This window comes from Lacipirellulaceae bacterium (genome assembly GCA_040218535.1).
Lineage (GTDB): Bacteria > Planctomycetota > Planctomycetia > Pirellulales > Lacipirellulaceae > Adhaeretor.
Map to the genome: position 1 here is coordinate 962,465 of JAVJRG010000012.1, position 26,589 is coordinate 989,053.

15 protein-coding genes are annotated in these 26,589 nt (G+C 55.7%); 9 read left to right on the forward strand and 6 right to left on the reverse strand.

Annotated elements, in window-relative coordinates; all coding sequences use genetic code 11:
- The first annotated feature begins 59 nt into the window (after positions 1 to 59).
- Together RIB44_17970 and RIB44_17975 are read left to right on the forward strand one after the other, a co-directional pair.
- A complete protein-coding gene (locus tag RIB44_17970) occupies positions 60 to 1,793 on the forward strand; it encodes a non-ribosomal peptide synthetase (GenBank protein ID MEQ8618462.1) in 1,734 nt (577 codons plus the stop codon).
- Positions 1,790 to 2,926: a sulfotransferase gene (locus tag RIB44_17975; GenBank protein ID MEQ8618463.1), complete on the forward strand. Its 1,137-nt coding sequence runs from the start codon at positions 1,790 to 1,792 to the stop codon at positions 2,924 to 2,926. The genes RIB44_17970 and RIB44_17975 overlap by 4 nt, the downstream gene beginning before the upstream one ends.
- On the opposite strand, the gene RIB44_17980 is transcribed toward RIB44_17975, so the two are convergent.
- From RIB44_17980 to RIB44_18000, 5 genes are read right to left on the reverse strand one after another with little or no spacing between them, the layout of a single operon-like run.
- Positions 2,902 to 4,299 carry an O-antigen ligase family protein gene (locus RIB44_17980; protein ID MEQ8618464.1) on the reverse strand — a complete coding sequence of 466 codons (1,398 nt, stop codon included), beginning with the start codon at positions 4,297 to 4,299 and terminating at the stop codon, positions 2,902 to 2,904. The genes RIB44_17975 and RIB44_17980 overlap by 25 nt on opposite strands.
- Positions 4,300 to 4,320: 21 nt before the next feature.
- Entirely contained in the window at positions 4,321 to 5,085 is a 765-nt protein-coding gene (locus RIB44_17985; protein MEQ8618465.1) for an SDR family oxidoreductase, read from the reverse strand.
- 21 nt (positions 5,086 to 5,106) lie between these two features.
- Entirely contained in the window at positions 5,107 to 6,219 is a 1,113-nt protein-coding gene (locus tag RIB44_17990; GenBank protein MEQ8618466.1) for an aromatic ring-hydroxylating dioxygenase subunit alpha, read from the reverse strand.
- A gap of 25 nt (positions 6,220 to 6,244) precedes the next feature.
- Positions 6,245 to 14,137, reverse strand: coding sequence for an SDR family NAD(P)-dependent oxidoreductase (locus RIB44_17995; protein ID MEQ8618467.1), 7,893 nt, complete (start codon positions 14,135 to 14,137; stop codon positions 6,245 to 6,247).
- Positions 14,103 to 15,737, reverse strand: coding sequence for an SDR family oxidoreductase (locus tag RIB44_18000; GenBank protein ID MEQ8618468.1), 1,635 nt, complete (start codon positions 15,735 to 15,737; stop codon positions 14,103 to 14,105). The genes RIB44_17995 and RIB44_18000 overlap by 35 nt, the downstream gene beginning before the upstream one ends.
- Positions 15,738 to 16,088: 351 nt before the next feature.
- On the opposite strand from RIB44_18000, the gene RIB44_18005 reads away from it, so the two are divergent.
- The gene (locus RIB44_18005; protein ID MEQ8618469.1) at positions 16,089 to 16,766 is read left to right on the forward strand and encodes a metallophosphoesterase family protein; all 678 of its coding nucleotides are present in this window, start codon (positions 16,089 to 16,091) and stop codon (positions 16,764 to 16,766) included.
- A 438-nt stretch (positions 16,767 to 17,204) separates the two neighbouring features.
- Entirely contained in the window at positions 17,205 to 19,568 is a 2,364-nt protein-coding gene (locus RIB44_18010; protein ID MEQ8618470.1) for a polysaccharide biosynthesis tyrosine autokinase, read from the forward strand.
- Between the two features lie 100 nt (positions 19,569 to 19,668).
- Here the strand turns inward: RIB44_18010 and RIB44_18015 are convergent, their stop codons facing one another.
- Positions 19,669 to 19,809, reverse strand: a complete 141-nt coding sequence (locus RIB44_18015; protein MEQ8618471.1) for a hypothetical protein — start codon at positions 19,807 to 19,809, stop codon at positions 19,669 to 19,671.
- Positions 19,810 to 19,852: 43 nt separating this feature from the next.
- On the opposite strand from RIB44_18015, the gene wbaP reads away from it, so the two are divergent.
- From wbaP to RIB44_18040, 5 genes are read left to right on the forward strand one after another with little or no spacing between them, the layout of a single operon-like run.
- The gene (wbaP, locus tag RIB44_18020; protein MEQ8618472.1) at positions 19,853 to 21,394 is read left to right on the forward strand and encodes an undecaprenyl-phosphate galactose phosphotransferase WbaP; all 1,542 of its coding nucleotides are present in this window, start codon (positions 19,853 to 19,855) and stop codon (positions 21,392 to 21,394) included.
- Positions 21,395 to 22,840 (forward strand): oligosaccharide flippase family protein, encoded by a 1,446-nt coding sequence (locus RIB44_18025; GenBank protein ID MEQ8618473.1) that lies wholly within the window; start codon positions 21,395 to 21,397, stop codon positions 22,838 to 22,840.
- On the forward strand, positions 22,837 to 24,240 hold the full coding sequence (locus RIB44_18030; protein MEQ8618474.1) for an O-antigen ligase family protein: 1,404 nt from the start codon (positions 22,837 to 22,839) through the stop codon (positions 24,238 to 24,240). The genes RIB44_18025 and RIB44_18030 overlap by 4 nt, the downstream gene beginning before the upstream one ends.
- 31 nt (positions 24,241 to 24,271) lie before the next feature.
- Positions 24,272 to 25,591 (forward strand): FAD-dependent oxidoreductase, encoded by a 1,320-nt coding sequence (locus RIB44_18035; protein ID MEQ8618475.1) that lies wholly within the window; start codon positions 24,272 to 24,274, stop codon positions 25,589 to 25,591.
- A 51-nt stretch (positions 25,592 to 25,642) separates the two neighbouring features.
- On the forward strand, positions 25,643 to 26,578 hold the full coding sequence (locus tag RIB44_18040) for a sulfotransferase domain-containing protein (GenBank protein ID MEQ8618476.1): 936 nt from the start codon (positions 25,643 to 25,645) through the stop codon (positions 26,576 to 26,578).
- Positions 26,579 to 26,589: the final 11 nt, after the last annotated feature.

A 26,589-nucleotide genomic window follows, 5' to 3' on the forward strand; every position in this document is an offset into this window, starting at 1 on the left:
CTTCTTTGGCCAAAGCCCTTTTGTCAAACATCGACGCGCTGAATCGTTAGACCACTTTCATGGAGATTGATCACCAACGAACTGTCGTCGAACTCATCGCAGAGCGTACGCGGGCTCAACCAAACAAGATCGCCGTTGAGGATGCTCAAGGCGATACGCTTTTCTATTGCGAGTTAGAAACGAAGGCGTCGCAGTGGGCTACTTTGTTTTGTAACGAAAGCATCGGGAATGAAAAGATTGTTGCTATCGCGGCATCGTCTTCGCTTGAGACCATCGCAGCCATTCTAGGTGTTCTCAAAGCAGGCGGTGCTTATCTGCCGCTTGATTTGGGTAGCCCTAAAGTCAGACTTCAAGTAATGCTTGAGGACGCAAAACCTTCGCTTGTTCTTTGCGACGAGCTTGGAGCAAAGCAGGTTGCAGGTTGCGGATTCCACCAGCTCTCTTTGCTTGATGCAGCCGCACGAGACGAAAGTTCGGAGCAAACGACGCAGGCAGGAATCTCTCCTGAACAATTGGCCTACATCATCTTTACTTCGGGTTCGACTGGGCAGCCAAAAGGTGTTCTTCTGGAGCATCGCGGTCTGTCAAACATGGCACAGGCACACGCCCAAGTGTTTGGTGTTGGACCGGAAAGTCGGGTGCTACAGTTTGCTTCGCTCAGCTTTGATGCGTCGGTGCATGAGATCTTTATGACGCTCGTTGCCGGAGGCACACTCTGCTTAGCGGAACGAGAGCAAATGGCACCGGGAAAAGAACTGGTGGAACTGCTTAAGCGGCGGCGCATTACCAATGTTTTGTTACCCCCGACGGCACTTGCGCAGCTTCCTGACGCGGAATTGTCCGATCTGCGAACCTTAATTGCAGGAGGTGAGCGTTGTCCAGCTGCACTCGTCAAGCGTTGGAGCGAGGGGCGGGACTTTTTCAACGCTTACGGACCGACGGAGTCTACAGTGACCGCGGCTATTTGGCAGTGCGATTCGGATGAAGATCGTGACCCGCCGATTGGCTGCGTCCGCCCGGGTGCTGAGCTATTCAATCTGAAGGATGATGGTGCACCTGCATCGCTTGGGGAAGTTGGCGAGCTGCACGTCGGAGGAATTGGTTTGGCTCGCGGTTACTTGAACCGTCCTGATCTGACGAAAGAAAAGTTCATCGTTAGGTCATTACAGCGGCTTTACCGGACCGGTGATTTCGTGAGAGAGCGAACCAAGGATGTCTTCGAATTCGTGGGGAGAGCTGATCGACAAGTGAAGGTGCGCGGCTTCCGTATCGAACTCGATGAGATCGAGAGTTGCCTAGCGAATCACCCACAAGTTTCTAGTTGTGCCGTGCGTGTTTGGGAGCGTGAAGGGGCACACGGCCAGTTGGCCGGTTACTACACTGCGATTGATCAAATTGAAGCCGAGCAAGTTCGTGCGTTTCTTGTTGAGCAATTGCCGGCCTCAATGGTGCCTTCTCATTTGATTCCTATGGACAAACTGCCGCAGGCGGTAAGCGGAAAAGTCGACTATCAAGAGTTACCGGATCCACTTTTCCCACCCCGTGACGAGAAGGTGCAAACTGGTGAGATTACAGAGAATGACCTTGAATCTCGCCTGACCGAAATTTGGGAAGAAGTGCTGGGGCTAGAGGTTGCCCGGGAGGATCACTTTATTGAGCTAGGAGGCGACTCGCTGTTGAGCGTCCAAGTTGCCGTGCAGGGGCAAGCCGCTGGGTTGGAGTTTACCAGTGCGGAAGTGCTCGCTTACCCGACTGTGGCTAAGCTCGCTCAACTCTTGGAAAGCCGATCGTGAGCGATTCTCGACCGAACTCACCGCCACCCAACAAGCATCCGGCTTGGACGCCGCGCATCTGGTTTGGGATGCGTTTTGGTGATGTGATGAAGTTGCTAAGGGAGGGGAGATTTCGCGTTTCGCTCTCCAGAATTCACATGCCGTTGCTACTTCTGCCCGTCGCGGTGGTGAATTCGATTTTGTATTGGTGCCAACAACTGTTGTTCGGTCGAGCAATTGCAGAAATGCAGCTGCCGGCTCCGCTGGTGATCGTCGGCCACTTTCGCTCTGGAACAACACATCTCTATGAGTTGCTGGCTCGCGACCCAAGATCTATAGCCCCCACGACGTTTCAGTGCTTTGCCCCGAATCATTTTCTGTTGACGCAAAGCTGGCTGCCGAAATTCCTGCGTTGGCTGATGCCCACGAAACGACCGATGGACAATATGACGATTGGGCTGGAGCGACCGCAGGAGGACGAGTTCGCCATGGTCGCCATGGGTGGACCAACGATGTACCGTCGGATGGCGTTTCCGAACGAGCCGCCGGTCGATTTGTCGACGCTCGACATGGAAGGAATCCCGCCGCGAAAGGAAAACCGCCTGCGGGAGCGGTTAACGTGGTTCTACAAGGCAGTGACTCTGAAAACTGAGCGTCGATTATTGGTGAAGGCCCCACCCCACACGGGAAGAATTGCTTGGTTGGCGGAGCAGTTTCCTGGAGCGCAGTTCTTACATATTGTGCGAGATCCCTCGGCGATGATTCCTTCGCTGGAACGCACTTGGCGGGTTCTTGATCTGACGCAAGCGTTCCAGACACCAGACGGAGATAAGGATTACTTGCCGTTGATTGAGGAAACCTTTGAGCGAATGTTTGCCAGCTTTCGCGAGTCCCAGGCGACTCTTAAGGCCGGACAACTCCATGAGATCCGCTATGAGGATTTAATTGCCGATCCGTTGAACACGCTTGAGGAAGTTTACCGTGAACTCCAACTGGGAGACTTCGGGGCTGCACGACCGGCTATCCAGGAGTACCTAAATTCGCTTGCAGATTACCGCCCTAATCAGCTTGCCCAAGTATCTTCTGATGGGGTCGGCGAAAGTGAAATCTGGCAGTGGTATCGTGAGACTTACGGGTACGGCAAAGGTTCGTAGCTGGATTGCGATAACTTACTCGACCGCAACGCCGCACCAGCGCCGCAGCTCCAGAGTAGCAAGTACCCAAAGTCCCGCGGCATCCAGACCGTGATCATCACGAGCATGACGGCAACGATTGCCCCAGCCATTCCTGCGGTGAAGGCAACTCCGCTACGGCTATCCAGCGCGACGCGTGTGTAGTCGTAGACGGCTGTTCCCACGAGCAGCGTGAAGCAGACCAGTCCCAGATAACCGAACCGCAGTGTCATTAGCACATACTGGTTGTCAACGAACTGCAGCCGAGTGAGTGTTTCCGCATACTGCTGGCCGACAGGCACTCTAGGAGGAAATCCGGTGACTGCATCGGTTCCGTATCCCAGTAGTCCCGCCTCGCGTAGAGCGCGGGCATATACAATCGGAAGATAGAGTCGTGTTCTCGTCCCACTGAATTCGACCTTTTCGTCAGCGACAACGATTTCGCGTTTCCGGCGATACTCGGACTCACCCGACCATACTTCCAGGCCTTTGATGATCGTCTGGAATTGCCAGGCGGAGAGCAGCACGATCAACACGCCGGAGACTGAAAGGACGACTCTCCAACGAGGGCGGCAGATAAGTGCGACAACGTAGAACAAGACGGGCAACGCAAGAATCGGTCCCCGCGACACGGAGCTGACGACTCCGGCCCCAACGATCCACGGCGTCCATCGATACCAGTTCGGCCCACCGCCACGCTTCACGCGCGAGGCGGCGTACATCGCCCAGGGCATGAGCAGCAGCAACATCGTGCTAAAGAAAATCGGATGCTTGGCGACCGCGTAGGCCCGTTTGAAGATCCAGCGTGACATTTCGCGGCCCATGAATTCCATCGGGCGCTGGCCGTAGAGCATCTCCGGGAGATTGGTTCGCGCAATCATTTCGACAAGGCCTAACCCACTGAGCGCAAGTGCCACGCCAAGGGCGACTGGGTACAAGTTGCGTAGGTCGTCGATGTCTCGCAGGACAATCCGCCCGATCAGGTAGGGCATGACCCATTCGCCGAAGGCACGCACAGGGACGACAAGCGAGAAGCCAGAATTTTGCCAGTCGGAAAGCACGTGAGTAGCCGCTAGTGCCAGCACGACGCCGTCGGCGAGCATCCAGCGCCAAGGTTTGAAGATACTTGGCCGCGTTAGGCAGGCGAGCAAGCACGCGATGCCCAGCCCAGAGCGCATGTCGACTTCGGTCTTGAAGGGGAGCCAATCGACGCGTCCGACACTCGCGCCGAAGTAGGCCCACGTGGGCACCAGCAGCGAGAGGAGCATCACCTCGCCAAAGCCGCGCCGCATGCCGACCGTGCGACTTCGCCAAGCGAAGATGCTAATCAGGAGCAGCCAACTAACCCCGTACATGCGTCCGCCTTTTTGTCCTGCTTACCCGCGAATACTGACGCCGCCATCAACGACGAGCGTCTGCCCCTGAACGAGATCGCTCAGAGGACTGGCGAGGAACAACACCGCGTCGGCGACTTCTGCCATGGTGAGCGGACGGTCCCCCGTGAGCATCCGTTCTTGCACGGCAGCGAACATTTCTTTCGCCCCAGGAAGCATTCTCGTTGAATCGGTTTCGACCAGCCCGGCCAGCACGACATTGAAGTTGATGCCCGAATCGCCCAACTCGTAGGCCAAGTGTCGGGTTAAGCTCTCAAGGGCTGCCTTGGAAGCACCGATCAAACCATACGCGGGCAGACCGAGTTGCGAGCCGTGGCTGGAGAGGGCGATCACCTTGCCGCGACCATCGCTCGCTTGCAATAACTCACGAGCCGCCTGCGTCAGTGAGATGAGCGCTCGGGCATTCGTGTTCATCGCCGCTTGAAAGTGTTGCGGCTTGGAATCCATCAGCATCCGAAAGCCGCCCGAGGCGGCGTTGCTAACAACGATGTCGAGCGAGCCGAAGCGTTCGCTGATGAATTCGACCATCGCTTGGATATCCTCGTCTTCGCTCACGTCTGCTTTAATCGCAGCAGTGCGACGGCCCAGTTGCTGGATTTGCTCGGCCAGTTCGTTGGCTGCCGTCTGGGAGGTGACGTAGTTGGTCACCACGTCCGCCCCCGCTTCCGCGAGCCGCAGCGCGGTTTGCCGTCCGATGCCGCGGGCGGCACCGGTCACTAGGGCGACTTTTCCTGAAAGGTCGATCATGGGTTGTTCAGTTGCTTTAGATTAAGTCGTCGTTGTTCGCTGTAAGTATTCTTGAAAGGCGTGCAGTCGTTCTTCGCAGCGTCCCAGCACGCCCGCGTGGGGGCTCGCCTTCATGCCGGCTTGAATTGCCGGGAACAGAGCGAGGTCTTCTTGCATAATTTTCTTCGTAATCCCTGCCGTGACGCGCCCCCAGACGGCAGATGCCGCGCTGCGTCGCCAGGTTGGCTGCTCGGCAATACGTCCGAACTGACGCACCATGCCCGCTGACTGGGTTGGTCCACAAGGAGAGACCCTATGACACAGACTAATTGCATCGGTGAACGAGAACAACAAGTTCGGGAAAACATGATGCTGCTCGTAGAGCCCCGTGGGCTCGTAGCCAAGCTTAGCGACGAACCGGCTTTGCCGTTTCTGCAACCAGCCGTCGAGCCGCGAATGGACGTCAAATGGCAGGGGCACGCTCATTGAGGTTCGTTGGTCACAGATGGTATGTTCTATGCGAGCTTCCCCGGGGTCTTGCTTGAAAGTTTGTGGGTGGATCGAGGGGACGTGGTAGGCCTCCAAGGAGTTCTCGATTGGAATCTTCCAATTGACCGGATACTCAGGGTTCCAACGGAGGAAGGGTCGCCACTGCGGGCCAAAGCGTTCGGCTAATCGAGGGAAGAATTCCCCTAGAAATTCTTCCAGCGAAGGAGCCTTGTCATCAAGGCAGACGAAAACTAACTGGCCACAAAGTTCGACACGGTAACTTGGTAATCGCAGTGATTCGCGATCAATCGGGGCGAAGTTCTTCGGCTCGGGAATCTTACGCGTGTATCCGTCCGCACCATACTGCCAGCCGTGGTACTGGCATTGGATGGCATTGCTCGTGCCGCTGGTCTCGTTGGTGAGTAGGCAATGACGGTGTGCGCAGACGTTGGAAAAAGCGATAAGCGCTCCCTCGCAGTTGCGGACTTGCACAGGCTGCCCGGCAAGCTCAGTGGTGAGATAACTTCCCGGCTGTGCGAGTTCGTCCGCCGTGGCGACCAAGTGCCAAGCGGAGCGAAAGAGTATCTGCTCGCGTTGGTGTTGCTGCTCGCTCCAGTAAGCTTCCGGCGAAAGCAGGTGCGGCAAAGCTTGCTGGGCGACAAACATCAGGCTACCTACTCAGGAGGAATGCTTACGCCTTGGGAAGCCAAACGATGCGATAATCCTCGACGTCGACCAAGATATCCCCGTTGGCACCGGTGAGAGCGAAGTCGAACCATGCGTAGCGGTCCTCGCGACGTTTGAAGCGTGACTGCATGAGGCAGCGCTCACCAGGGTATGGCTCGCGTCCTAAGGAGAGTCGCGTGATACTTTCGGGCAGCGCGGTCCCATCCTCAATCGCGAACCAGGCCAGGAGTCCCGTTGCGTAGAGACATGCATCAATGGCAGCGCTCGGGACAATCCACCCGGTGACCGAGCGACGCGGGCCCGCCAAGTGAACAATTGATTGCGAGGCGATCTGGCCCCAGGCTTGGTTTTCCGCGATCTGGATACTGCGAAGTCCGCGGAGCGGCTCGCCCAAATAAAATTTGGAGCCGCGGGCCGGATAGCGGACTGCTTCCCAGGTTTTCGATGGTGGCGGAGCGAGCCAAGTAGGTTTCGCGAGAGCATTGCCTGCTTGGACTTGGCCGCTGAGGTAGGGGCGTCCCGCTTCGACTAACTGACCGTTGCGCGAAACGACATCGGCGAGGAGGCGACAGCTTGCAGTATTGGCCGTTTGCTCAGCGATTACCGTGACGGGGTGGGGCTTGTCCGTGTGAAAGCGAAGTCCATTCTCAGCTTTGAGGTTGGTGAGAGTTAGCCCTTCGCGACGACCCAGCGCACGTGAACCGGCCTCTGCGAGCATTTCCATTCCGACAACGATCGGCAGGAGCGGACGATCATCGAGGCGGTGCTCACGAAGGAAGGGGTCGGTCGTCGGGTTGAGTCCAAAGGTCGATTCCTGCCTGTTGTCAGAGGCCGTTGTCTTACCGCGATCAAGCAACGGGCATGGTGCGACAGCACCCTTAGTTTGCTCTGGCATTTCCGACGGGAAGAACAGCCGACGGTAGCGGTCGTCGGTGATGAGGACTTCCCCTTCGGGAGCACCCGCTTCCAGCTCGCGAATGAGATGCTCAACACCTTCCGCGGCAGGCATGAATTGCATGTCGACCATTTCTAGGGCCAGCTTTACCTCGGGGCGGGTCGCCATGCCGACATCCCCCCAGGCGTGCCAGTGGAAGGCGACGGAAGCCACTTCCGGTCGTTGCCAGCGATACCAGCCGATGAGCTTGGCGAGCATATCGTTGGCAAGGGAATAGTCCGCGTGTCCATTGGCGCCAAATCGTCCGCTGATCGAACCGAAACCGGCGAAGTATTCCAACGGGTCTTCTTTGGTGAGTTCCATTATGGCAAGAGCGCCGTCGATTTTTGCCCGTAGGCACTGCTCGACTTTCACGGGGTCTTTGTTCTCGAAGCGTGCGTCTTTGCCAACACCAGCACCGTGGATGATGCCTTGGATGGGGCCGCTGGTGGTGCGGATTTCGTTGAGCGTTTGACTCAAGGCAGTGCGGTCGGCAACGTCGCAAGAATAGTAATGTGCCTCGATGCCGGCTGACCTGAGCTTCTGAAGGGTCTCGTCAATCTCGAGAGATTTGTCGATGTTCTTCCAGGCTTGCACGGGATTCTCGCCAGCGGTGCGTGCTTCGGTCATGACTTCCAGCTTCACCCGCTTCAAGCCTGCGTCGTCGAGGTTCCGCCAAGCAGCGGGGACTTCTGGGACAGGTGCGGTGCCGATGAGGTGGGCTTTCAAACCGAAACGACTAGCCAGCTCTTGAGCCACGTGGGCGGTGATGCCTCGGCCTCCGCCGGTGAAGACCCAGTTGCCACCCCGCTGGATCGGCTTCGTGGCGGGTTCAGTCAGCGGAATGTCTTCCACGCGGACGACACGACGCTCGCCACCTGAGCAAGTTACCTCCGTGTCGAAGGTTCCCGCGGCGAGTTCCGCCAGAGCTGCGTCAACGACTTCCCGTGGCGAGTTGTGCGGGGCGGCGTCGATCAACTTAATGGGCAACGTGCGAATGCCGTTGACCCAGTTTTCGATCATCATCCCTTTGAGCAGACCAGCAACTCCTCCTCCCTCTGCCGAGAAGACCGGTTCGCAGAAACCGAAGTCGCCACCCAATGAAGTCACGCCAACCAGCGAGGCTTGCTCGCTCAGGCCTTCGTCCACGATGCGTTTGATCCAGTGCTGGCAGACCGAGAACGGCGTCTGTAGCCCGCGTGGACGGCGGTTGTTCCAGCGATCTTCATCGAACGTGGTCCCGGCCGATGGCTCGCAGGGCGTGACGATGAATAGATGCGTGACTGGGCCGGTTTGCCATAGTCGATCAAGCTCAGCGACTGCTTCAGCCGGGGTGGCTGTTTCCGGGAGGATGGTCGCACACTGTCCTAGTTCTTCAACACGTTGTTGGAACGCCTCGGCCAGCGGACCAACGCCAAGGATTGCGGCAGCTCCATGCAATTCGGGAATCGTTGGCACACCGGGCAGCAACGGCTCTCGCTTCATGCGAAGGATGCGACGGCTTGTGACTTGGGTGTCGCTTTCCTCAACTTGTGTTTCGGGGATGTTTGGCGGCTGGTAGAGTTCCGGCTCGTCGTTGGTGTCGGCATCATCGGTCGTGACAAGCAGCGGCAAGTCGCCGTTCGCTGGGGAATCGTCTCGCAAGAGGTTGTACGCGGCAATGCTGCGGACATCGACGCCGGCACCCTCGGCAAGGCCGGAAAGCTCTTGCCATTGTCGGTTCGAGAATTGCTGTCTCAGAGTTGCTTCACTTTGCAAAGACGCTTGCTCTGTTGAAGACCCAAAGCGATCTGCCGCATCCAAGAGATGCGCTCGAATGTGGTGTGCGTTGGCCGTGCCGCGTTGGATGGAGTCGCGATAGACATGGCTGAAGTCTTCTGTTCTCGGCGTCGGTATTGCTGAGGCAGGCGGGGGAGTCAGGAGCTTGGGTGGCTCGGAGGTTGACATCTTTGGCGTGATGGAGACGGTCTCGACTTGTCCGGCGGTCACTTGGCGAAGCAGGTTCAAAACATCGCGTAGCGTGCGGAAGTCGGAGAGCGAGAAGCGATCAGTCGATTCAACCTCGATCGTGAAGTGTTCGCGAAGTTCGCCGAAGAGTTGCGCCTTCTTAATGCTGTCGATCCCCAGGTCCGCTTCCAGGTCCGCGTCGAGTTCGACAATCTCTGGCGGGTAGCCCGTCTGTTCGACGACGAAGTCGACGAGAAACGTCTCCAGCCCGCCAAGTTCTGCGAGCGTGTTGGGCGCGACAACCTCCTGAGAGTATGATTCTGCTACAGGATCAACTTGGGGCTCGAGTGCGGCGGATGGCTGTGGTGCTGGGATCGCCGTGGCCGGTGAAGTGTCTTCCGATGTCGCTTTCGTATCCGTGAGCCACTCGGTCTTGCCCCCGCTTTGTTCGAGGAGTTCTAGCACGTCGCGTAGTGTGCGGAACTGATCGAGCGAGAACTGCGCTGCCACTTCGGGGTCGATGGCTTGCTCGAGGTCGAACATCTCGCGTAGCTCGCCGAAGAGCTGCGCCTTTTTAATGCTGTCGATCCCCAGGTCGGCTTCCATGTCCCAATCGAGCTCGATGATTTCCGCTGGGTAACCTGTTTGTTCGACCACGAAGTCGATCAGGAATTGATCAAGCCCAGCGGGTGGTGGCGAAGCCACGGTTGCTGGGACGCTTGGGGCAATCGGTGCGTCACCTCCAAATTGGGATTCGGCTGGGGTGGCTGGCTCCGGAGCGTGACCATTCGCGGCGGCGCGTGTTCGGTCACGTCGGTTTGTGGTGGCGTCGAAGCGCTCGATCGTGGCCGTCGCCTCTCTGGCTGGTGGCGGTGAAACGGGGCTTCTCGCTTGTGTGCGAAGTCTCGCCTTTCGCGTTAGGGTTGCGTCGAAGTGCAGGATTTCGTGAGTTGTCATTGGTTTTCGTTGTGATGTAGCGCTGGCCGGTTCAGCCTTTGAACGACGACTGTCTGTGCTTCTTAATTGGATTCCCAACACTTCACATTGAGCACGAATGTGAACGGCTTGTTCTTCGCGCGTGCGGCGTTGATGGTCCACGGCGAGACACGAGATCTCGTTTGCAGCCGCATTGGTATGCGAGGTGAGGATCTGTTCGTTGAGCCGAGTAAGCACGGTCTGTGGGCCAACTTCCACTAGCAAGTCGCAACCTTCGTCAACCAAGCGGTGAATCATGTCGCAGTAAACGACCGGGCTGACAAGTTGGTTGACCAAGTTGTCTCGAACGTCGTCGGGATCAGCAAGGTATCGGTTAGAAACTGATGAGAGGTAGGGCACACGGGCGGGCTGCAAAGGAACTTGCTTGAGTCCGGTTGCCAACAGCGGCTGTGATGCCGCCATCAGCGGCGTATGAAAGGCGCAAGGCACCTGGAGCAAACGGCAGTTGATTTCTTCTCGTGCGGCGAGTTGCTCGAAGCGTCGCACTTCTTCGAGGCTGCCTCCGACAACCGTCTGCTCGGGGGCATTGCGGTGCGTGATGGAGACCTTCGCCTGATTCTCGGCGATCAGCTTTTCCACACGTTTAACATCTGCTTGAAGTGAGAGCAGCGCGCCGCGTTCCTGGATCGAGCGATTCAAGGCGTCGGTCCGTATGCGTGTAATTCGTAAGGCTTGCTCAGACGTTGCGCACCCCGCGGCGGTCATCGCGGCGAACTCACCAAAGCTATGCCCGCAGACAAAGTCTGGTTTGAGCCCTAAGTCTTCGAGCCAAGCCAGTGCCAACAAGTCCGCGGTCAGCATTGAAGACTGAGTTGCCCAGATTTCTTGGCCGAGTTGGTTGGCTTCTTTCCCTGCAAGTTGCTCGAACGTTTGCCCTCCGAGTTCCCTCAAGTGCTGATTCGCTTCTGCAAGCACTGACTGAGCTGAGGGGGAATGGTCTGCCAAGTCTGCCAACATCCCAGCATACTGCGAGCCCTGTCCAGGGAACACGAAGGCGACCTTCGGCATGCTTTGTTTCGTCTGTGCAACGTAAATGCCTTTGGCGGCTAGGGAGCGGCGCGTATTGGCTTCGATTCGATCTTCCATGCAACCTGCGAGCATCTTCGCGGCGAGGGACTGTTGCATCTTGAACTCCTCTGTTGAGGAGGCAACGGTCGCCAGACGAAACTTTGCTGGCTCTGCAGTAATAGTTTGGTTGTTCGAGTTCAAGTTCTCCAAGAGTTCTGCCAAGTTGTTGCCTGTGAAGCGATGGAGTGTTGGAGTCGATGTGAGCGTCGCGACGGGGACAACTTTTTCTTGTGGCGTGCCTTTCGTGAAGGCGACCGTGTGGGCTAAGCCGCTAGCGGCGTGGTTGCTGATGGCTTGGGTTTGGCTTTCATCGGAAATTGTCCCGGCGATGATTGTGGCGAGGGTTTGGGCACTCATCGTGTTGCCGATTTGGGTGACGAGTTGGTTCTCGACCAGCCTCTCCGCAGCGAATCCAGCCGCTTCGAGCGCTTGTCGCTCTTTCTTGTCGAGTTCTGTGACACCAAGTCCGGAAGTCACGCTGGAGAGTGTCGAGTTCGCGTCCAATCTGGATTGTAACCTTGTTGCAGACGATCGAATCGCTTCGCCAATCGCCTTCTTGCTTGCTCCTGCAGCAATTTCTTGGATCGTCCCGAGCACTCGATCACCGTCGCGTTTGGCATCGCTAAGGCGTTTTAAGAGCAGAATGGCGACGCCTTCCCCGGGGACGTAACCTTCGCCCGGGGTTTCCGTGGAACCTTCCAAGCGACCCTGAAGCGTGAGCGCTTCGTAGTTCGCGAGGTCCATCGAGCGTTGGGCACCGGCGCAAAGAATGTGCGAGCAGGCCCCGCTGCGGAGCAGATTCACGGCGACACTTAACGCCGCGTCTGAGGAGCATTCCCCCGCATCGACGGCCATTGCTCCACCTGCGAGGTTAAGTTCTTTCGAGATGCGGGAGGCGAGCGTGCTGCTGGTGAAGCTGCCGGTTTCGTCAATCAGCGCGGGCTTGGCGGTGATCAACTGTTCTTCGAACTCTGTGATCATTCGAGCGATGTGGTCGCCGGTGTAGCCGCGGCTGGAGAGTAGTTCGCCAAGTTGTTTTTTGAGTTGAGGCAAACGCAGTCCGACGACCAACTCGTGCCCGAACTCGCCACCGAAGATCGTTCCTACGACCACTGCGGATTGTTCGCGATCGAACTCGCGCGTGTCGTACCCTGCTTCCGCTAGGGCTTGTCGCGCGGCGTCAAGTAGCATGAACTGCAATGGATTCGCGTTAGCAATCTGTTTGGGTGGGATGCGGTACTTTCGCCAATCGAATTCGTAGTCGTTGATGAAGCCACCACGGAGGGAAGTGGTTGTCCATGGCTTACTGCCTTCAGTTCCCGTGATGCAACGACGATCACGCCACCGCTCGTTTGGTGCCTCCGTTAGTTGACTTGTCCCTAAATCTAATAAGGTCGCGAATTCGTCTAGTGACTTTGCCCCGGGCAGAATAACCCCCCGGCCGACAATGGCGATCGGTTCCTGCTGTTTGCTGATTCTTGATGAGCTACTACTTGGCTGAAGCTTCGACCGGTGCTTCTCAATGTATTCCTCGACAACAACATGGACATTCAAGCCACCGATCCCGAATGCGTTGACGCCTGCTCTTCTTGGTGTGCCTCCTACTTTTTGCCACGGGGTTGCTTGATCTGGCAGTTGGAAGGGAAGCTCGTTCCAAGGGATCTTGCTATTAGGATTCTCGACATTAATCGTAGGAGGAACTTGCCCGTGTCGAATCGCGAGGACGGTTTTCAAAAGACTCGCTAAGCCTGCTGTCTCAAGCGTGTGGCCGATGTTCGACTTGACGCTTCCAACTGGAACGGATCGCCCCTGGAAGTGCGGGCCGAAGAACTCGCCGAGGGCTTCCATCTCCGTGGCGTCACCGATCTGCGTGCTGGTCGCGTGAGCTTCGAGATACTGGATGTTGCCCGGCGAGAAAGCGTTATGTGATGAGCTGCCGTGGTAGGCCCGCTGCATCGCCCGCATTTGGCCTTCTTTTCGGGGTGCCCAGAGGCTTTTGCCGCGACCGTCGGCCGAAAGGCCTATTCCGGGCAGCACCGCTTGGATGGTATCGCCATCGGCAACAGCGCGTGACAGCTTTTTTATGACCAGGGCGACGTAACCTTCGGAACTGATAAGCCCGTCGGCGTCTTCATCGAACGGGCGGGTGCCCGTGGCACTGCACGATTGGGCTTGCGAGAACAACACCAAGCTGTCTGTCTTGTTGTAGGAGGCTCCGCCCACTATGGCCATGTCGACTTGATCGAACTGCACCGCGAGAGCCGCCATCGACAACGCGACGACCGAAGAAGCACAAGCCGCGTCGGTCACTAAGTGTGGCCCCGTCAGACCAAGGGTGCGAGAGATGATGCTGGCTGCGGCGTTGGCATCGACTTCGGGGCCACCGTTGCTGTCGCGATGAGGCAAGCCTGTACGCATTTTTTGCACCAGTGTGGACGCAATTGCCTCTTGCTCGTCCGTTGGTAACGAAGCAAAGCCGCGGGACTCTTTCAAGTACTCTGCCGTCTCCGCGGCGAGCGTTGCGTAGACGAGATCACTTCCGTAGTTGCTGCCGCCGGAGTGACCGATGTAAACGCCCGTGTTGCGATGGGGAATTTTGCGCACGTCGTAGCCCGCATGTCGGCAGGCTGCCGCGGCGACTTCGCACATCACCAGATGGCACGGATCCCAGTGCGAGAGTTCCTCCGGCTTGAGGGGGCAGACATCAAGATCAAGCGGGCGATCTTTGATGATGCCGCCGAGCGTGCTATAGGTTTTGCCACGCACGCCTTTCTTGGGATCATAATAGAGGTCGCGATCGAGCCGCTCGGGTGGCAGTTCGGTGATTGCGTTACGCCCCTCGACCAACAACCGCCAGTACTCGTCGAGATTATCCGCCCCCGGTAGTCGGCAGGCCATCCCCACGATCGCGATGGGCTCATGGAGCAAATTCTGACGGTGGTTGGACGACATGCCCGTTGCTCGGTTGTTGGTAAGTTTCAGTGTTGTGATTCAAAGGGTGATTCGTTTGAGAGTGGCCGTTGAGTTGGGCTCGGGTGCCTGTGTTTCTGAGGAAGTCGAGTAGCCGTTCTAGTCGATCTCGTCCCGCTGGCTCGCATGCTCGGCCGCTGAGGATGAGCTTTCCGGAGCAGATCGCTTGCTCAACGTCGAGCGATTGTTCTACGAGTGTTTGGAAGGTTTCTGAAGAAGCGTAGACATCGGGTTGCCAGGGCGTCGTTTTCTTCTCAGGCAAACTACCGCGACTTCTGGCAGCGGTTGGTTCCATGCCAGCAAACGCGACATGCCAACTGCCGCCTCCAGCACCGCTCAATTCGAGGGCGAGCCCGTCGGTCCATTGTACTTGGGAATCGTCTCGGAGTTGGCTTGGCAGAGATGCCAATTTGCTCTCGATGTTTAGTGTGCTGCTCTTCACTGGTGCCGGCCGCCAGGAGAAGTCAGCTTCAATCGAAGTCCGCCAGAGGCGGACGAGGGTTTCATGGTCGAGCGTTGGGCAAGGGACCGCCTCTTCGCGAAGCAAATGAGTGCGATCGAATTTCGGGTCGTCACTGAAGTAGGGCTGATAAGTTTCCATGTGTTCGCGGAAGCCAACGCTCTCCATCAGTGCCGTTGGGATTCCTGCTCTTTTTGAGGTCTGTGACTCAAGGCTTTCCAAGGCTGCAGCAATCATCGCTTCGGCCATTGTGTCGATCCTCGTGGGATCGGAACTTGTGAGATGAAAGACTCCGCCACGCGCCGAAGGAGAATGCATGAGTTGAAGCACAGATTGAGAGACCCAATCCACCGGGACGAGGTCCTTGCGTTCGCTTCCGTCCAAGCCCAGCAGTTGGATGAACTGCCCTTCAACGACTTCGCGAACGAGTTCTAAATCGAGCTTCCAGCCCTCCTGCAGCTTTGCAATTAAATGTAAATAACCAAGACGCAATGCGGTGTAGATACCTCGATAAGAGGCTGCAAAGCCGGTTTGCGAGTCACCGACAATGATCGAGGGACGCAGGAAGGTGGGATGATCGAGAAATGATGCCTCTCGAACTAACTTCTCAGCCTGGGCTTTGCTCTTCTCGTAGTCGTTGCGAAAGCTTGCAGCTTGCGGATCGACAGGCTGCTCAAAATGCTTGTCACCTTCGCTGCCGCCAAGGTAGGCCGTCGAGACGTGATAGAATTTCTTGATCCCCGTCTGCTCGCACAATTGAAGGACGTGCCTCGTTCCTTCGAGATTGGAACGATAAGGCTCGCCGGTTGCTGGCTCTGGCTGAAAACTGACGCAAGCAGCAGAGTGTAACACTCTCGTGCAGTTGGCGGCGAGCCAAGTTTGATCGGAGTCGCTCACTCCTAAGCTTGGTTCATGGAGATTCCCGACAATCACCTTTGGTCGAGGAAGGTAACGCTGGAGTTCTCGCTCCCAATGTTGAAGTAACGCTTCGACCCGCGCTTGTGCGGTTTCCGTGGCCCGATCACGCACGATGACAGCCACAGGTTCCCTGGCAATTAACAAGTCTCGCAGGAGGTACGACCCTAACATCCCCGTCGAACCAGTTAACAGCAGATAACTCATCACTTTGCCAGAACTTTGGACTGTCAGCCTAATGCCAGTGGGTTGTCAAGCTTTGGTTTACCGGTGCCCTCCTCAGGTAAACGCACTCGTCGAAAACCGAAGTCCTTACGGCTCAGCTTGTTACGCCTAAGGGGCCATTGTAATACTGGCTCGTTTGATTTGCCAATCAAATAAGCAGGTGGCAAGAACTTGGTTTTGGTCTCGAGCAGTCTCAGTCCCTGAAGACAGCGCAACGCATCTCTTGATGGCTATAAGGTTTCCGTGAACTGATCTAACATAGAACTCGAATCGAGCCAGCGACAACAATCAGATCGAAGCAGTTCTCATTCCGAATCTCGAAAGTACCTACGCTTGAAGATCGAAGGCAACCCGAAGCGTGTGATCGCAATCGGTGATATTCACGGCTGCGCCGCAGCATTGTCGGCTTTGATTGAGGCTATCTTGCCTGTAAAGGATGACCTCGTCATCCCTTTGGGTGACCTCGTGGATCGCGGGCCGAGTTCCTCGACAGTGATTCAAATGCTGCTTGAAATTGGCCAAGAATGCCAACTACGACCGATACTGGGTAATCACGAGGAAATGATGCTCCAGGCGATGAACGACCCGAAGATGTTAGAAATGTGGCTTCGCTGTGGTGGAGCCTCTACGCTTGAATCCTACGGGTTTTCAGGGGATTTGGCAGTTGTTGAGCCCAGCCATCTCGATTTTCTCTCAGCGTTTTCTGACTATCTCGAAGTCGAAGATTTTTTCTTCGTTCATGCCAACTACGACCCTGGCTTGCCTTTTGCTGAGCAGCCCGCGGACCTACTTCGCTGGACTTCTCTCGACCAAGAACTGCCTTCGGCCCACACCAGTGGCAAGCATGCGATCGTCGGTCACACACCGGAGAGAAGTGGTGAGATATTCTCACTGCCGCACCTAACTTGCATTGACACCTACTGTTACGGCGGTGGGTGGCTTACTGCCATGGAGGTTCTTTCGGGGCAAATCTGGCAAGCGAGCGCTGAAGGTTCGCTGCGAGAAATCTGAGCAAGTCACTGCTAAGGAAGTACGCGCATCGACGCTTCTCCAAGACTTCACAATCGGTCGCTAACGTAATCGGAAATTGCCAAGTAATTGAATCGTAACGACTTAGGGATTGGCTTCTGAGGAGAGGCTGGCAAATGGTGCGGGTTTTGCAGCCCATCGTTGCCAAAGTTGTATGCCGATCCGTAATCGTGAATCCTCCGGCTGCGGGTTGTTAGGCTGAATGGACCTCGACCTTGAAGTTTTCAGCATGGAAAAGCACTTAATCGTTGACGGCAGCGAGTGCAGGCAATTACGCTATAAGGCTTCGGAAAATCGAATTTCACCTGCAAATAGGGGTGGAATTCCGTGTCGGCAACTCGCAAAAGAGTCGCAGACAAGTGTCGGCTGTAGGGATGCAATTATTAGTAAAGCACCATTGAAGTTTGCGGAGTGAAGTCGATGTCGTCCGTGGTTGAAGCCCCCGTCCAAACGAAGCCGAGTGTCCGTTACCGTCAGCGGACTGTTCCGGCTGGAACCTCTCCGAAACGAGCGGCTGCTGATCCAAGCACGCTTGACATTGGAGCCATCTTACAACGTCGCTGGCCTTTGGTTCTCGGTTCGGTTGTCGGTGGATGGATTCTAGCCGCTATCTACTTTGTGGCGGTTGCCCCGACGTTTGAGTCGAATGCTCAGCTACTGGTGATGCGCAAGGATCCCAAGCTCGCCTCCCATGGTGTCGGCGGAGCCCGCGATGCCGAGGCGATTTCCGAAGATCTGCTTGCCACGAACATGCAAGTGATCCAGGGCCGTAAAATTATCGACCAAGCCTTGGCTCTCAACGGACTCGACGAACTGGAGTCGATTACGGCGGTATTGGATGAGGATGAGACTCCGACGGACTATGTCCTCGACAATTTGAACGTGACACGTGGTGGCGAAGGTCAAGCGATTGATGCTCACGTTTTGAACATTGCTTTTCAGCATTCCGATCCTGAAGAAGCGAAGCAAATTCTCGAAGCGGTGATTGCCCAGTATCAAGCTTTTCAGAAAGAGAAATTCCAGGACGTCAACGTTGAGGCGGCAGACCTGATTGTGCAGGCTCGTGGTGAACTGAGCGAAGATCTCATCGCCGCAGAGAATACTTACAAAGAATATCGCGAGAACGCCCCATTGCTCTGGAATGGAGACGAAAGCACCAACGTGCATCGCGACCGCTATGATCAGCTTCAGTCAGAAATTTCACTGCTGAGCATTCAGCTCAATGAGGCGGAAGCTCGGCTTGAGGTCGTTCAGAAAGTTGTTGAGCAACAGAACAGAGACGGTGCCAGCGACCTTGAACGACTGGTCGTCATTGACGAAAAGAACGCCGAGCGAGTCGGAATCCTGCTTGCTGTCCAGAAGGGCGAAGTCGAAACGGCTGAATTTCAATCGATGCAACCTGAGCGGATGGAAAACGCTCGCAGCGAGTATCAGTCGCTTTTGAGCCTGAAAATGAAGCAAAATGAGTTGCTTCAGGAATTCGGCCCCAAGCACCCCGCCGTCGAAGCGATTCGCGATCAAATTGCTCTGGCAGAACAGTTTCTCGGCAATAAGGACAACGCTCTGGGAATCGCCGGGACCGACTCGTCACTCGATCCCGCAGATCTTCAGGCCGCCTACGTGAAGCTGCTTGCCCGCGACCGAGATACGCTCGTGCAGCGGATGGCCGAGCTGCAACTGCTCGCGAGCAAAGAGGAAGAGCTTGCCAAAACGCTTGTCAAGTATGAACTCGAAGGCGAGACGCTTCGTGACTTGGTAGACCGCAAACAAAAGGTCTATGACGAAGTCGTGGATCGTCTTCGCGAAATTAACCTCGCTAAAGACTACGGTGGGGTGATTAACGAAGTGATCGCCTCGGCTGAAACGGGCCTCGAAGTATGGCCCAATTTGCCGATCTGCTTGGCTTTGGGAACGATGCTTGGCATTGTGTGCGGTGGTGGCGGGGCGCTGTTTGCCGAGTCACGTGATCGCTCGTTCACGACCCCCGATGATGTGAAAGACTCACTCGGCATGGCACTGCTCGCACAAGTTCCTGCCATCGATTACGAACACGAGCAGCAAGCAATTGCTGCTTCGCAAGAAAGTGGTTCAGTGATTGATGCTTCGCTGGGAGCACTGCACGTGCCACGTTCCCGTCAGGCGGAAGTCTATCGCGGTCTGCGCACGTCGTTGTTCTTCCGTGCTAAGGAAGACGACATCAAAACGCTGATGGTCACCAGCCCGCATCAGGGCGACGGAAAGACCACCGTGCTGGCCAATCTCGCTGTGAGCATTGCTCAATCGGGTCGTAGTGTCCTGCTGGTCGACGCGGATATGCGACGACCGCGAGTTGAGAAAGTCCTCGGGCTGAAAAAAGCTGCAGGCCTTTCGCAAATCGTTGGCAGCAATGAAGAGCCTTGGGACTTGATTCAAGAGACCGAAGTTCCCAAGCTGTATGCCCTGCCTTGCGGTGAAGCTCCAGAGAGTCCCGCCGAATTGTTGAGTTCGGATCGTTTCCGCGAATTCATCGCACACGCCCGCGAGCGTTATGATTTCGTGCTAGTGGATTGCCCGCCAGTGCTGGCAGTCTCTGATCCGTGCATCGTGGCTCCCGTAACTGATGCGGCAATGCTTGTGCTGCAAATGTCGAAAGATAGTCGCCCGCAGGCAGTTCATGCGAAAGAAATGCTTGACGAAGCTGGCGCCGAAATGCTTGGAGCGGTTGTGAATCGTTGTGATCCACGACGTTCTTCGACCGTCGGTAGCTATGCGTATCGATATGAAAAGAGTTACGGACAGAGTTGAGTTTGTCCCTCCGCTGCAACAACGTATGAGGCAGCGGCAACGAAATAATTATTTGAGAAGCCAACATCGACAAGGAAGTTAGGCTCCTACCTGTATTGGCCTAGTGGGCGTAGCCATGAGAGTTACGCCGCTGTCGACGCCCGTCGGCGGTTTGCGATGTTGTTAGCTGAAAGTCACTCGGACTGGCGTGATAAGCGTGCGCTTCGAGTGCTGTGTCGTTACGGAACGGGAAGAAGAGCATTTTTTGCAACTAAGGATTTGCTAGAAGAAGGGGAAATGGGCACATGGACCAAGGCCATGGCGTAGCGGAAGCTACCCAAACAACGATTGAGCAGTTGTACGACTCTGCTGTTACTGAGTCGCACCAGAGATTCGAAGAAGCTTCGCCAGCACGACCAAAATCAAAAGGTTGGCGTTATATTTCGCAAACTGCCAGCACAGCAGCACCTCTGCTTGCAGCGGACTTGCTCGCCGTGGCAGGCGCATTTCTGACGGCATTGTTGGCAGTCAGCTTTTTTCTCCCCGAATTCCCTTTGTTATTCTTGGGACGGCAAACAGCGGCTCTCTCGGCAATCGTCTTGTTAGTTTTTCCTTTGTTCGGGCTGTACCCGGGGGCTGGATTAAATCCGATCGTTGAGTTTCGACAATCGATCATGGCAGCGACGATGACCTTTGGGCTCGTTGTTGTTGCAAACTCGACGCTTGGAATGTGGCGGCCGTTTGAGTTCTGGACTTTAGGGCTCGCTTGGACATTCTCATTGGCTCTCGTTCCGCTGGCACGCATGGCGGCTCGGCGATTGGTTTGCAAGAAGAAATGGTGGCCACAGCCGTTATTGATTATCGGTGATGGTCCGGCTGCCGAAGGTGCGTTGCGTAGCTATCTGAACCAACCGACTTTGGGGCTGAAGCCCGTCGGAATTATCGGTAGCTATCAAGAGCACTGGGACGAATCCGGGGACAGCAGCAAATGGTATTTGGGTCCCCCCGACGACCTTGAGGGCCTCGTCAAAGAACATAATGTGCTGTGGGCCATCTTGGTCATGGATTTCGTCTCGCGGGGAACCATCAACGTGGTGACCTCTGCAGTGCCGAATGTCGTCGTATTGAATTCCTTTGATGGTTTACCAAGCCTTTGGAATCGTACGCAAGAATGTTTGGGGCGTCCCGGTATCCAGGTCCAGGAACGGCTGCTGCTTCCCCTTCCACGGGTACTCAAACGATCGATGGACCTAGTCCTTGGCATCGGAGGCGGGTTGTTGATCTCGCCGCTGTTGCTCACTTTTTGTGTCTTGATCAAACTCACCTCTCCAGGGCCAATTTTCTATAAGCAGCGTCGATTCGGTCGCGATGGTGAAGTTTTTTGGATGTGGAAATTCCGCAGCATGGTTTCTAATGCTGACGAGGTGCTTCAGGACTATCTCGATCGGCACCCAGAACTACGAGAAGAGTGGGATCGTGATCATAAGTTGAAGAATGATCCCCGGGTGACTTGGCTTGGTCGAATCCTGCGAAAGACGAGCCTCGACGAACTACCGCAACTTTGGAACGTGATCCGCGGGGACATGAGCTTCGTTGGTCCGCGACCGATTGTTGATAATGAAGAGGGACGCCCTTACCTGGAGGAGCATCCCGAAGGCTACCAACAGTACACGCGAGTCGTTCCTGGAATTACTGGCATGTGGCAGATATCTGGCCGAAACCTCACCACTTATGGCGAGCGTATTCGCTTGGATAGCTATTACATTCGCAACTGGTCACCTTGGCTGGACCTGTACATCCTCGTGCGAACCATTCGAGTCGTGTTGCGAGGTGAAGGGGCTTATTAGATGGCGGAGGCGCAGGCGGTTAGTGACACGAAAGTCAGCGTGCTGAAGCGAGTGGGCGGAAACACCCTCTGGGTCGCTGCTGGCCGGTTTGCAGACATGCTCGCGGTTGTGCTGACGAACATGGTTCTCGCACGATGGCTTTCTCGCGAAGACTTCAAGACGTTTTTCGTTGTCTTCAACGTTGTCTCGCTGTTAAGTATTTGCGGCACGCTTGGCCTCAATCGCTCGATCGTCAAGTTTATTTCCGAGGGGCTGGCGGCGAAAAGTCCTGAGAGGGCAGCAAGTACGCTTCGTTGGGCAATCGGTGCGACGCTGCTGGGTTCGCTCCTGTTCGCTGGTGTGATGACGGCAGTGACAATACGCTTCTTTTACGAGGAGCCCTCCGCATGGCTTGCGGTCGGACTGGCAGCGTCGGTCGTCTTTCGGGCACTTCAACGCGTCGTTACCGAAGCGTTAAGAGGTTATCACGAAATCCGTGGAGCTTCGCTCTTTGCAGGCCAAAATGCGGGACAAGCCGCCGGGCCGGTTGCTGACTTCGTGTTTCTCCTATTCGTCGTTGCAGCCTGGCTGCTGGGCTTCGTCGATCCGAGCCTGTCTGCCGTGGTCGTGCTTAATCTCATGTCGGTTGTTGCAACCCTACCGTTGAGTGTCTGGGTGCTGCATCGTGTGCGCGAATCGAGCTTCGCAGCCAACGAAACAACTGAGGGTGAGCCCAAATCTCTTGGAGCAGAACCGACTTCGTACGCTGCGAGTTCGAGTTGGAAAGACCTGCTCAGGGTCTCATTCGGGATCCTTGTGACCCAGTTCTTCATCTTCCTCATTTGGAATTCTGATGTCTGGCTTTCCGAATACCTCGACGAGAAGTCGGCGGCTGACTTTGTGGCAGCTCGTGGCTTGCTGATGATGGTGATGTTGCCATTGAGTTTGATCAACATGGCGGTGTTGTCTTCGATTCCCGAATTGTTCAGCCAAAAGAAGTTCGAGCAACTTGAGAAAGTACTACGGACTGGTTCATTCCTCGCGGGGATTCCAGCGTTGGCAGTCATTCTGTTTGTTTTCTTTTTTGCACAACCAATCCTCACGCTGTACTACGGACCGAAGTACCCCGAGGGTGGTGGCCTGCTCTCGATTCTTGTTCTGGGCCGAATCCTTAACGCTTTTGCCGGTGTTGCTAGTTTTGCGCTCATGATGACCGGCTTCCAACGTATCCATTCGGTGATCAGTGCGGTTGCATCAGCCGTACTTTGGCTTGCAGGCCCCTACGCGGCGGTACATTATGGAGCAGAAGGGCTGGCGATCGTCTCTGCGGCGGTGTTTACCCTGCACCACGCAGCGATTTGGCTTGCCGTGAAGAAATACGTAGGTGTCTGGTCGCATCTACAGATACCCGGCCGTTTGCGTCAAAGGATTGGCTTACACAAGGTTGCGAATAGCGAACCCGCATGATTCCTCATCCCGTAAAACTGATACGCTACGGGTCGATTTTTCTGCTGGTAGCTGCTCACCTGCAAGCGGTGATGCCGATGTTGGCGCCGATCTCGATGGTGCTGTTCGTCGTTGTTCACGCCCCCGCCTTGAGGTTCTACCGACAGATCCCCGCGGCAGTCCAAGTAGCAGCGATATTCGTTGTCTACACGTTCGGTTTGCTATTCCTGCACAACATGCTTGGTGACTACAGAGTGTTGGATTTTCTGCGGGCTAACGGGCGAGTTGTTTATATGCTGTGCCTGTTCCTGTTCGTCAGTCACCTGAAGCCTTCGGTCGACATCGAACGCCCCCTCTTCTATTCGCTGATTATCGTGACCGCGGGAATCGCCGCTTTGGCACTCTATAGCCGATTCGTAAGCGTGATAACCGTTGGCGAGATGCCACTGAGTACCAAACGCTCGATCACCGGGTTCTTTGAAAACCACAACACGATGTCTGGGTTGTTAGGCGCTGTACTTGCTCTAGGCGGGGCGAGCTGGCTCCATCGCTTGGAGGGCCGGACCCCGAATTTTATCAATCGATTCTCGTTGGCCATTGGCTTCTTCTTGCTGATCGCTTTTGCTTCTTCGCTCTCGCGTAGTTACACGCTGGGACTGTTGGCTACGGGATTATTGCTCATTTGGCGAGTTCCTGACCCGCGGGTTCGCAAGAACTGCCTGATCGGTGGCGGGTTTGCGGGGGTGATTCTGGCCGGCTACGTCTTAGTGAATCGAAGTGAGCAGATCGATAGCGACAACATCAGTAATCGCGGCGTGCTTTACACCCGAGCGGTCGGTCTGATACGGCAGAGTCCCATCATTGGGATCGGCCCCGGAGGGTTTGAGGAAATCCACGCCGTTAGAAAGCCAATTGTGCCGGGTCTGATTACGCTGCGACACTCGGGGACCGCTTCCGAGGAGCGTTACCATCACAGCCGCGAAGGGATCTACGGAGCACACGTTCACAACACTTACTTGCAGTTATTGTGTGACGTTGGTTTTGTGGGGGCTTTTTTACTTGCTGCCGTATTTTGGCTAGCCTTTCGCGATTATCGGAGGCTCGCTTCTATCGACTCCGAAGAACCTTATGAAGAAGTTCCTGATGAAAGTGACGACCAAGTAGAGATCCCTCCTTGGTACCAGAGCTACGAACATGCGGCCTGGAATTCGAAAGCGACTTGGTCGACTTTAGCATTCTTAGCCGTCGCGGGTGTGTTTGTTAATTGGTGCTTCAGCTCCCCTCCCTATACCATAGGACTCTACATGTGTTTGGGGCGCCTCGTCGCACAGACGGCCGCCGTGAAGGCGATGATTTATGATGAGTACGAATCTCCCGAGTCGTTTGCTGAGCTTCAGTGTTTCGAAGCAGCGACGACTTAATCAGCAATCTTTCTTAGTTCTCTAGATCAACATGAGTGTTCGAGTTGCGATTCTTGGAGCAGGCCCTGGGGGCTTGTCGCTTGCGCGGAGACTTTCCGACTACGAAGGCGTTGATGTTGACCTCTACGAGAAAGAAGCAAACGTCGGAGGCATGCATAAGAGTCCTGAGTTCGATGGCCTCTTCTACGATGTGGGGACGTTCCTTTTTCACGAAGGGCACGGCCTGATCGAAACCTTTCCTGAGACTCGCGACCTGTACGTCGAAGCGGAGTACAAGCCGCTCTCGATTACGCCCAAGGGAGGCTACGACCGCTACCCGTTGAGCGTGGGCGGGTATCTGCGAGATAATGGTCCTTTGGTCGCCGTGATGTCGGGATTTGATCTGCTAGCGTCCAAGTTGCTGCACCGACGACGCGATACCGTCCCGGCTTACGCGAAGTATTATACAGGCGGCACGATTTACCGTCGCAGTGGATTGCAAGAATACGTCAATCGCTTGCACGACGCACCGGATACGGAGCTGGACGTGAAGTTCGCCCAGCGCCGGATGCACGTGCTCAGCCGGCAATCGTTGCGGAAGCTTGCGATGAAAGCTTTCTCGCGCGGCTATCGCAAGAAGGCGGCCAAATCGTTCCAACAACGCTTGGTTCGCCCGAAAGAGGGGATGGCGTTTCTTTACGAGAAGATGCTGGAGATCGTCGAGCGACAGGGCGTGCAGGTACTCACAAACTGCCAAGTGGAATCGGTTCGCCGTGAAGGGGAAGAATTCGTCCTCGTCCACTCAGGTGGGCAAGAGGAACGTTATGACCGCATCATCTCCACGATTCCCATGCCGGTGATGTCGCGGCTGATCGGACGTGAGCCGGAGACGAACATTGAGAATCGCGATCTTATTTCGCTGTTCTACCGCGGAAAGTTCGTCAATCAGGCGGCAGCTTTCTTTAATTTCACCTATTCTGGAAAATGGAAACGGATCACGGTTTTCTCGAAGTTTTATGGAATGGAAGAAGGCCAGGATTACTTCACCGTCGAGGTGACTGCCCAAGATGCTTCCTCGGGTGCCGTTGATGAGGCTCGCCGCGACTTTGAGGAACACGCGCGGAAGTTCAACCTTTTGGAAGGCGAACCGGAATATGTTGGTAGCGAGATCACGCCACGTGCCTACCCGATTTACCGTCGCGGCCAAATGCCAGCGATCGAGCGAGAGAAGCAGGCGCTCCGCGACTTTGGGATCGACCTTGTCGGGCGCCAAGGGAACTTCGAGTATGTGATCTCAGACGTGGTTGCACAAAGAGCGCACACGTTGGTAGATAAAATGGCCGGCGAACTGGAGCTGACCGCCGCTTCCTAGTCTGCGGCTAATATTGCTATGACGACAACTACAACAAGCGCTGAGCCCATCGTGACCGTCGGCGCCAGTCCGCAACTAAAGAAGCCCAACTTCTTTCTCATCGGCGCACCAAAGTGTGGGACGACTTCTTTGGCGTTGTACTTGTCGGGACATCCGAACTTGTTCTTCTGCGACCCGAAAGAACCCTTCTACTGGAATAGTGATTATCCCGAGTTGCGTCGCAAGGAGCATCTGCACACGCTTGCGGAATACGAGGCGTTATTCTCAGAAGTGTCAGAGCAAGAAACGATTGTTGCTGAAGGGTCGACGACTTACCTAAGTTCCCAAACGGCAGTTCGCGAGATCCTGGATTACAACCCGGACGCCCTTTTCTTAGCGATGCTTCGCAATCCGGTGGAAGCGATGCGGTCGTTCCATAGCGAGTTGGTCTATACGTCGAATGAAGAGGTTGAAGATTTCGAGGAGGCTTGGAATCTTCAATCCCGTCGTGCTGCAGGCGAGTCGATTCCTAAGCTTTGCCGCGAACCGACGTGGCTGCAATATCGCAAGATGGGTAGCTATGCGAGCCAGGTTCGGCGGTTCTTTGAGCTCGTCCCCGAAGCACAGAGACGCGTATTCCTGTTTGACGACTACTCCGTGGATACGCCAGGCACTTATCGGCAGGTCTTGGAGTTTCTTGGCTTGCCGGACGACAATCGGCAGACGTTTCCGCGTCTGAAACAGTCGCGTAAGAAGCGATTCGAGTTTGTGCATCGTTTCTTTCGCGTACCTCCCAAGCCGTTGGAACCAATCGCGATTCGCGTGCGTCGCTACGTTGCTAATCAGCACTCCGGCCCGGTTGGTGCTGCGAAGAAGCTGTTTGTTAAGTCTCACAAACGACCTCCTCTACGCGAAGAGTTTGTGGAATACCTCAAGAATGAGTTTCACGACGACGTCATGGAGTTGAGTGAACTGCTGGGACGCGATCTGTCGCACTGGGTAGACTAGTCCTGCGTCAA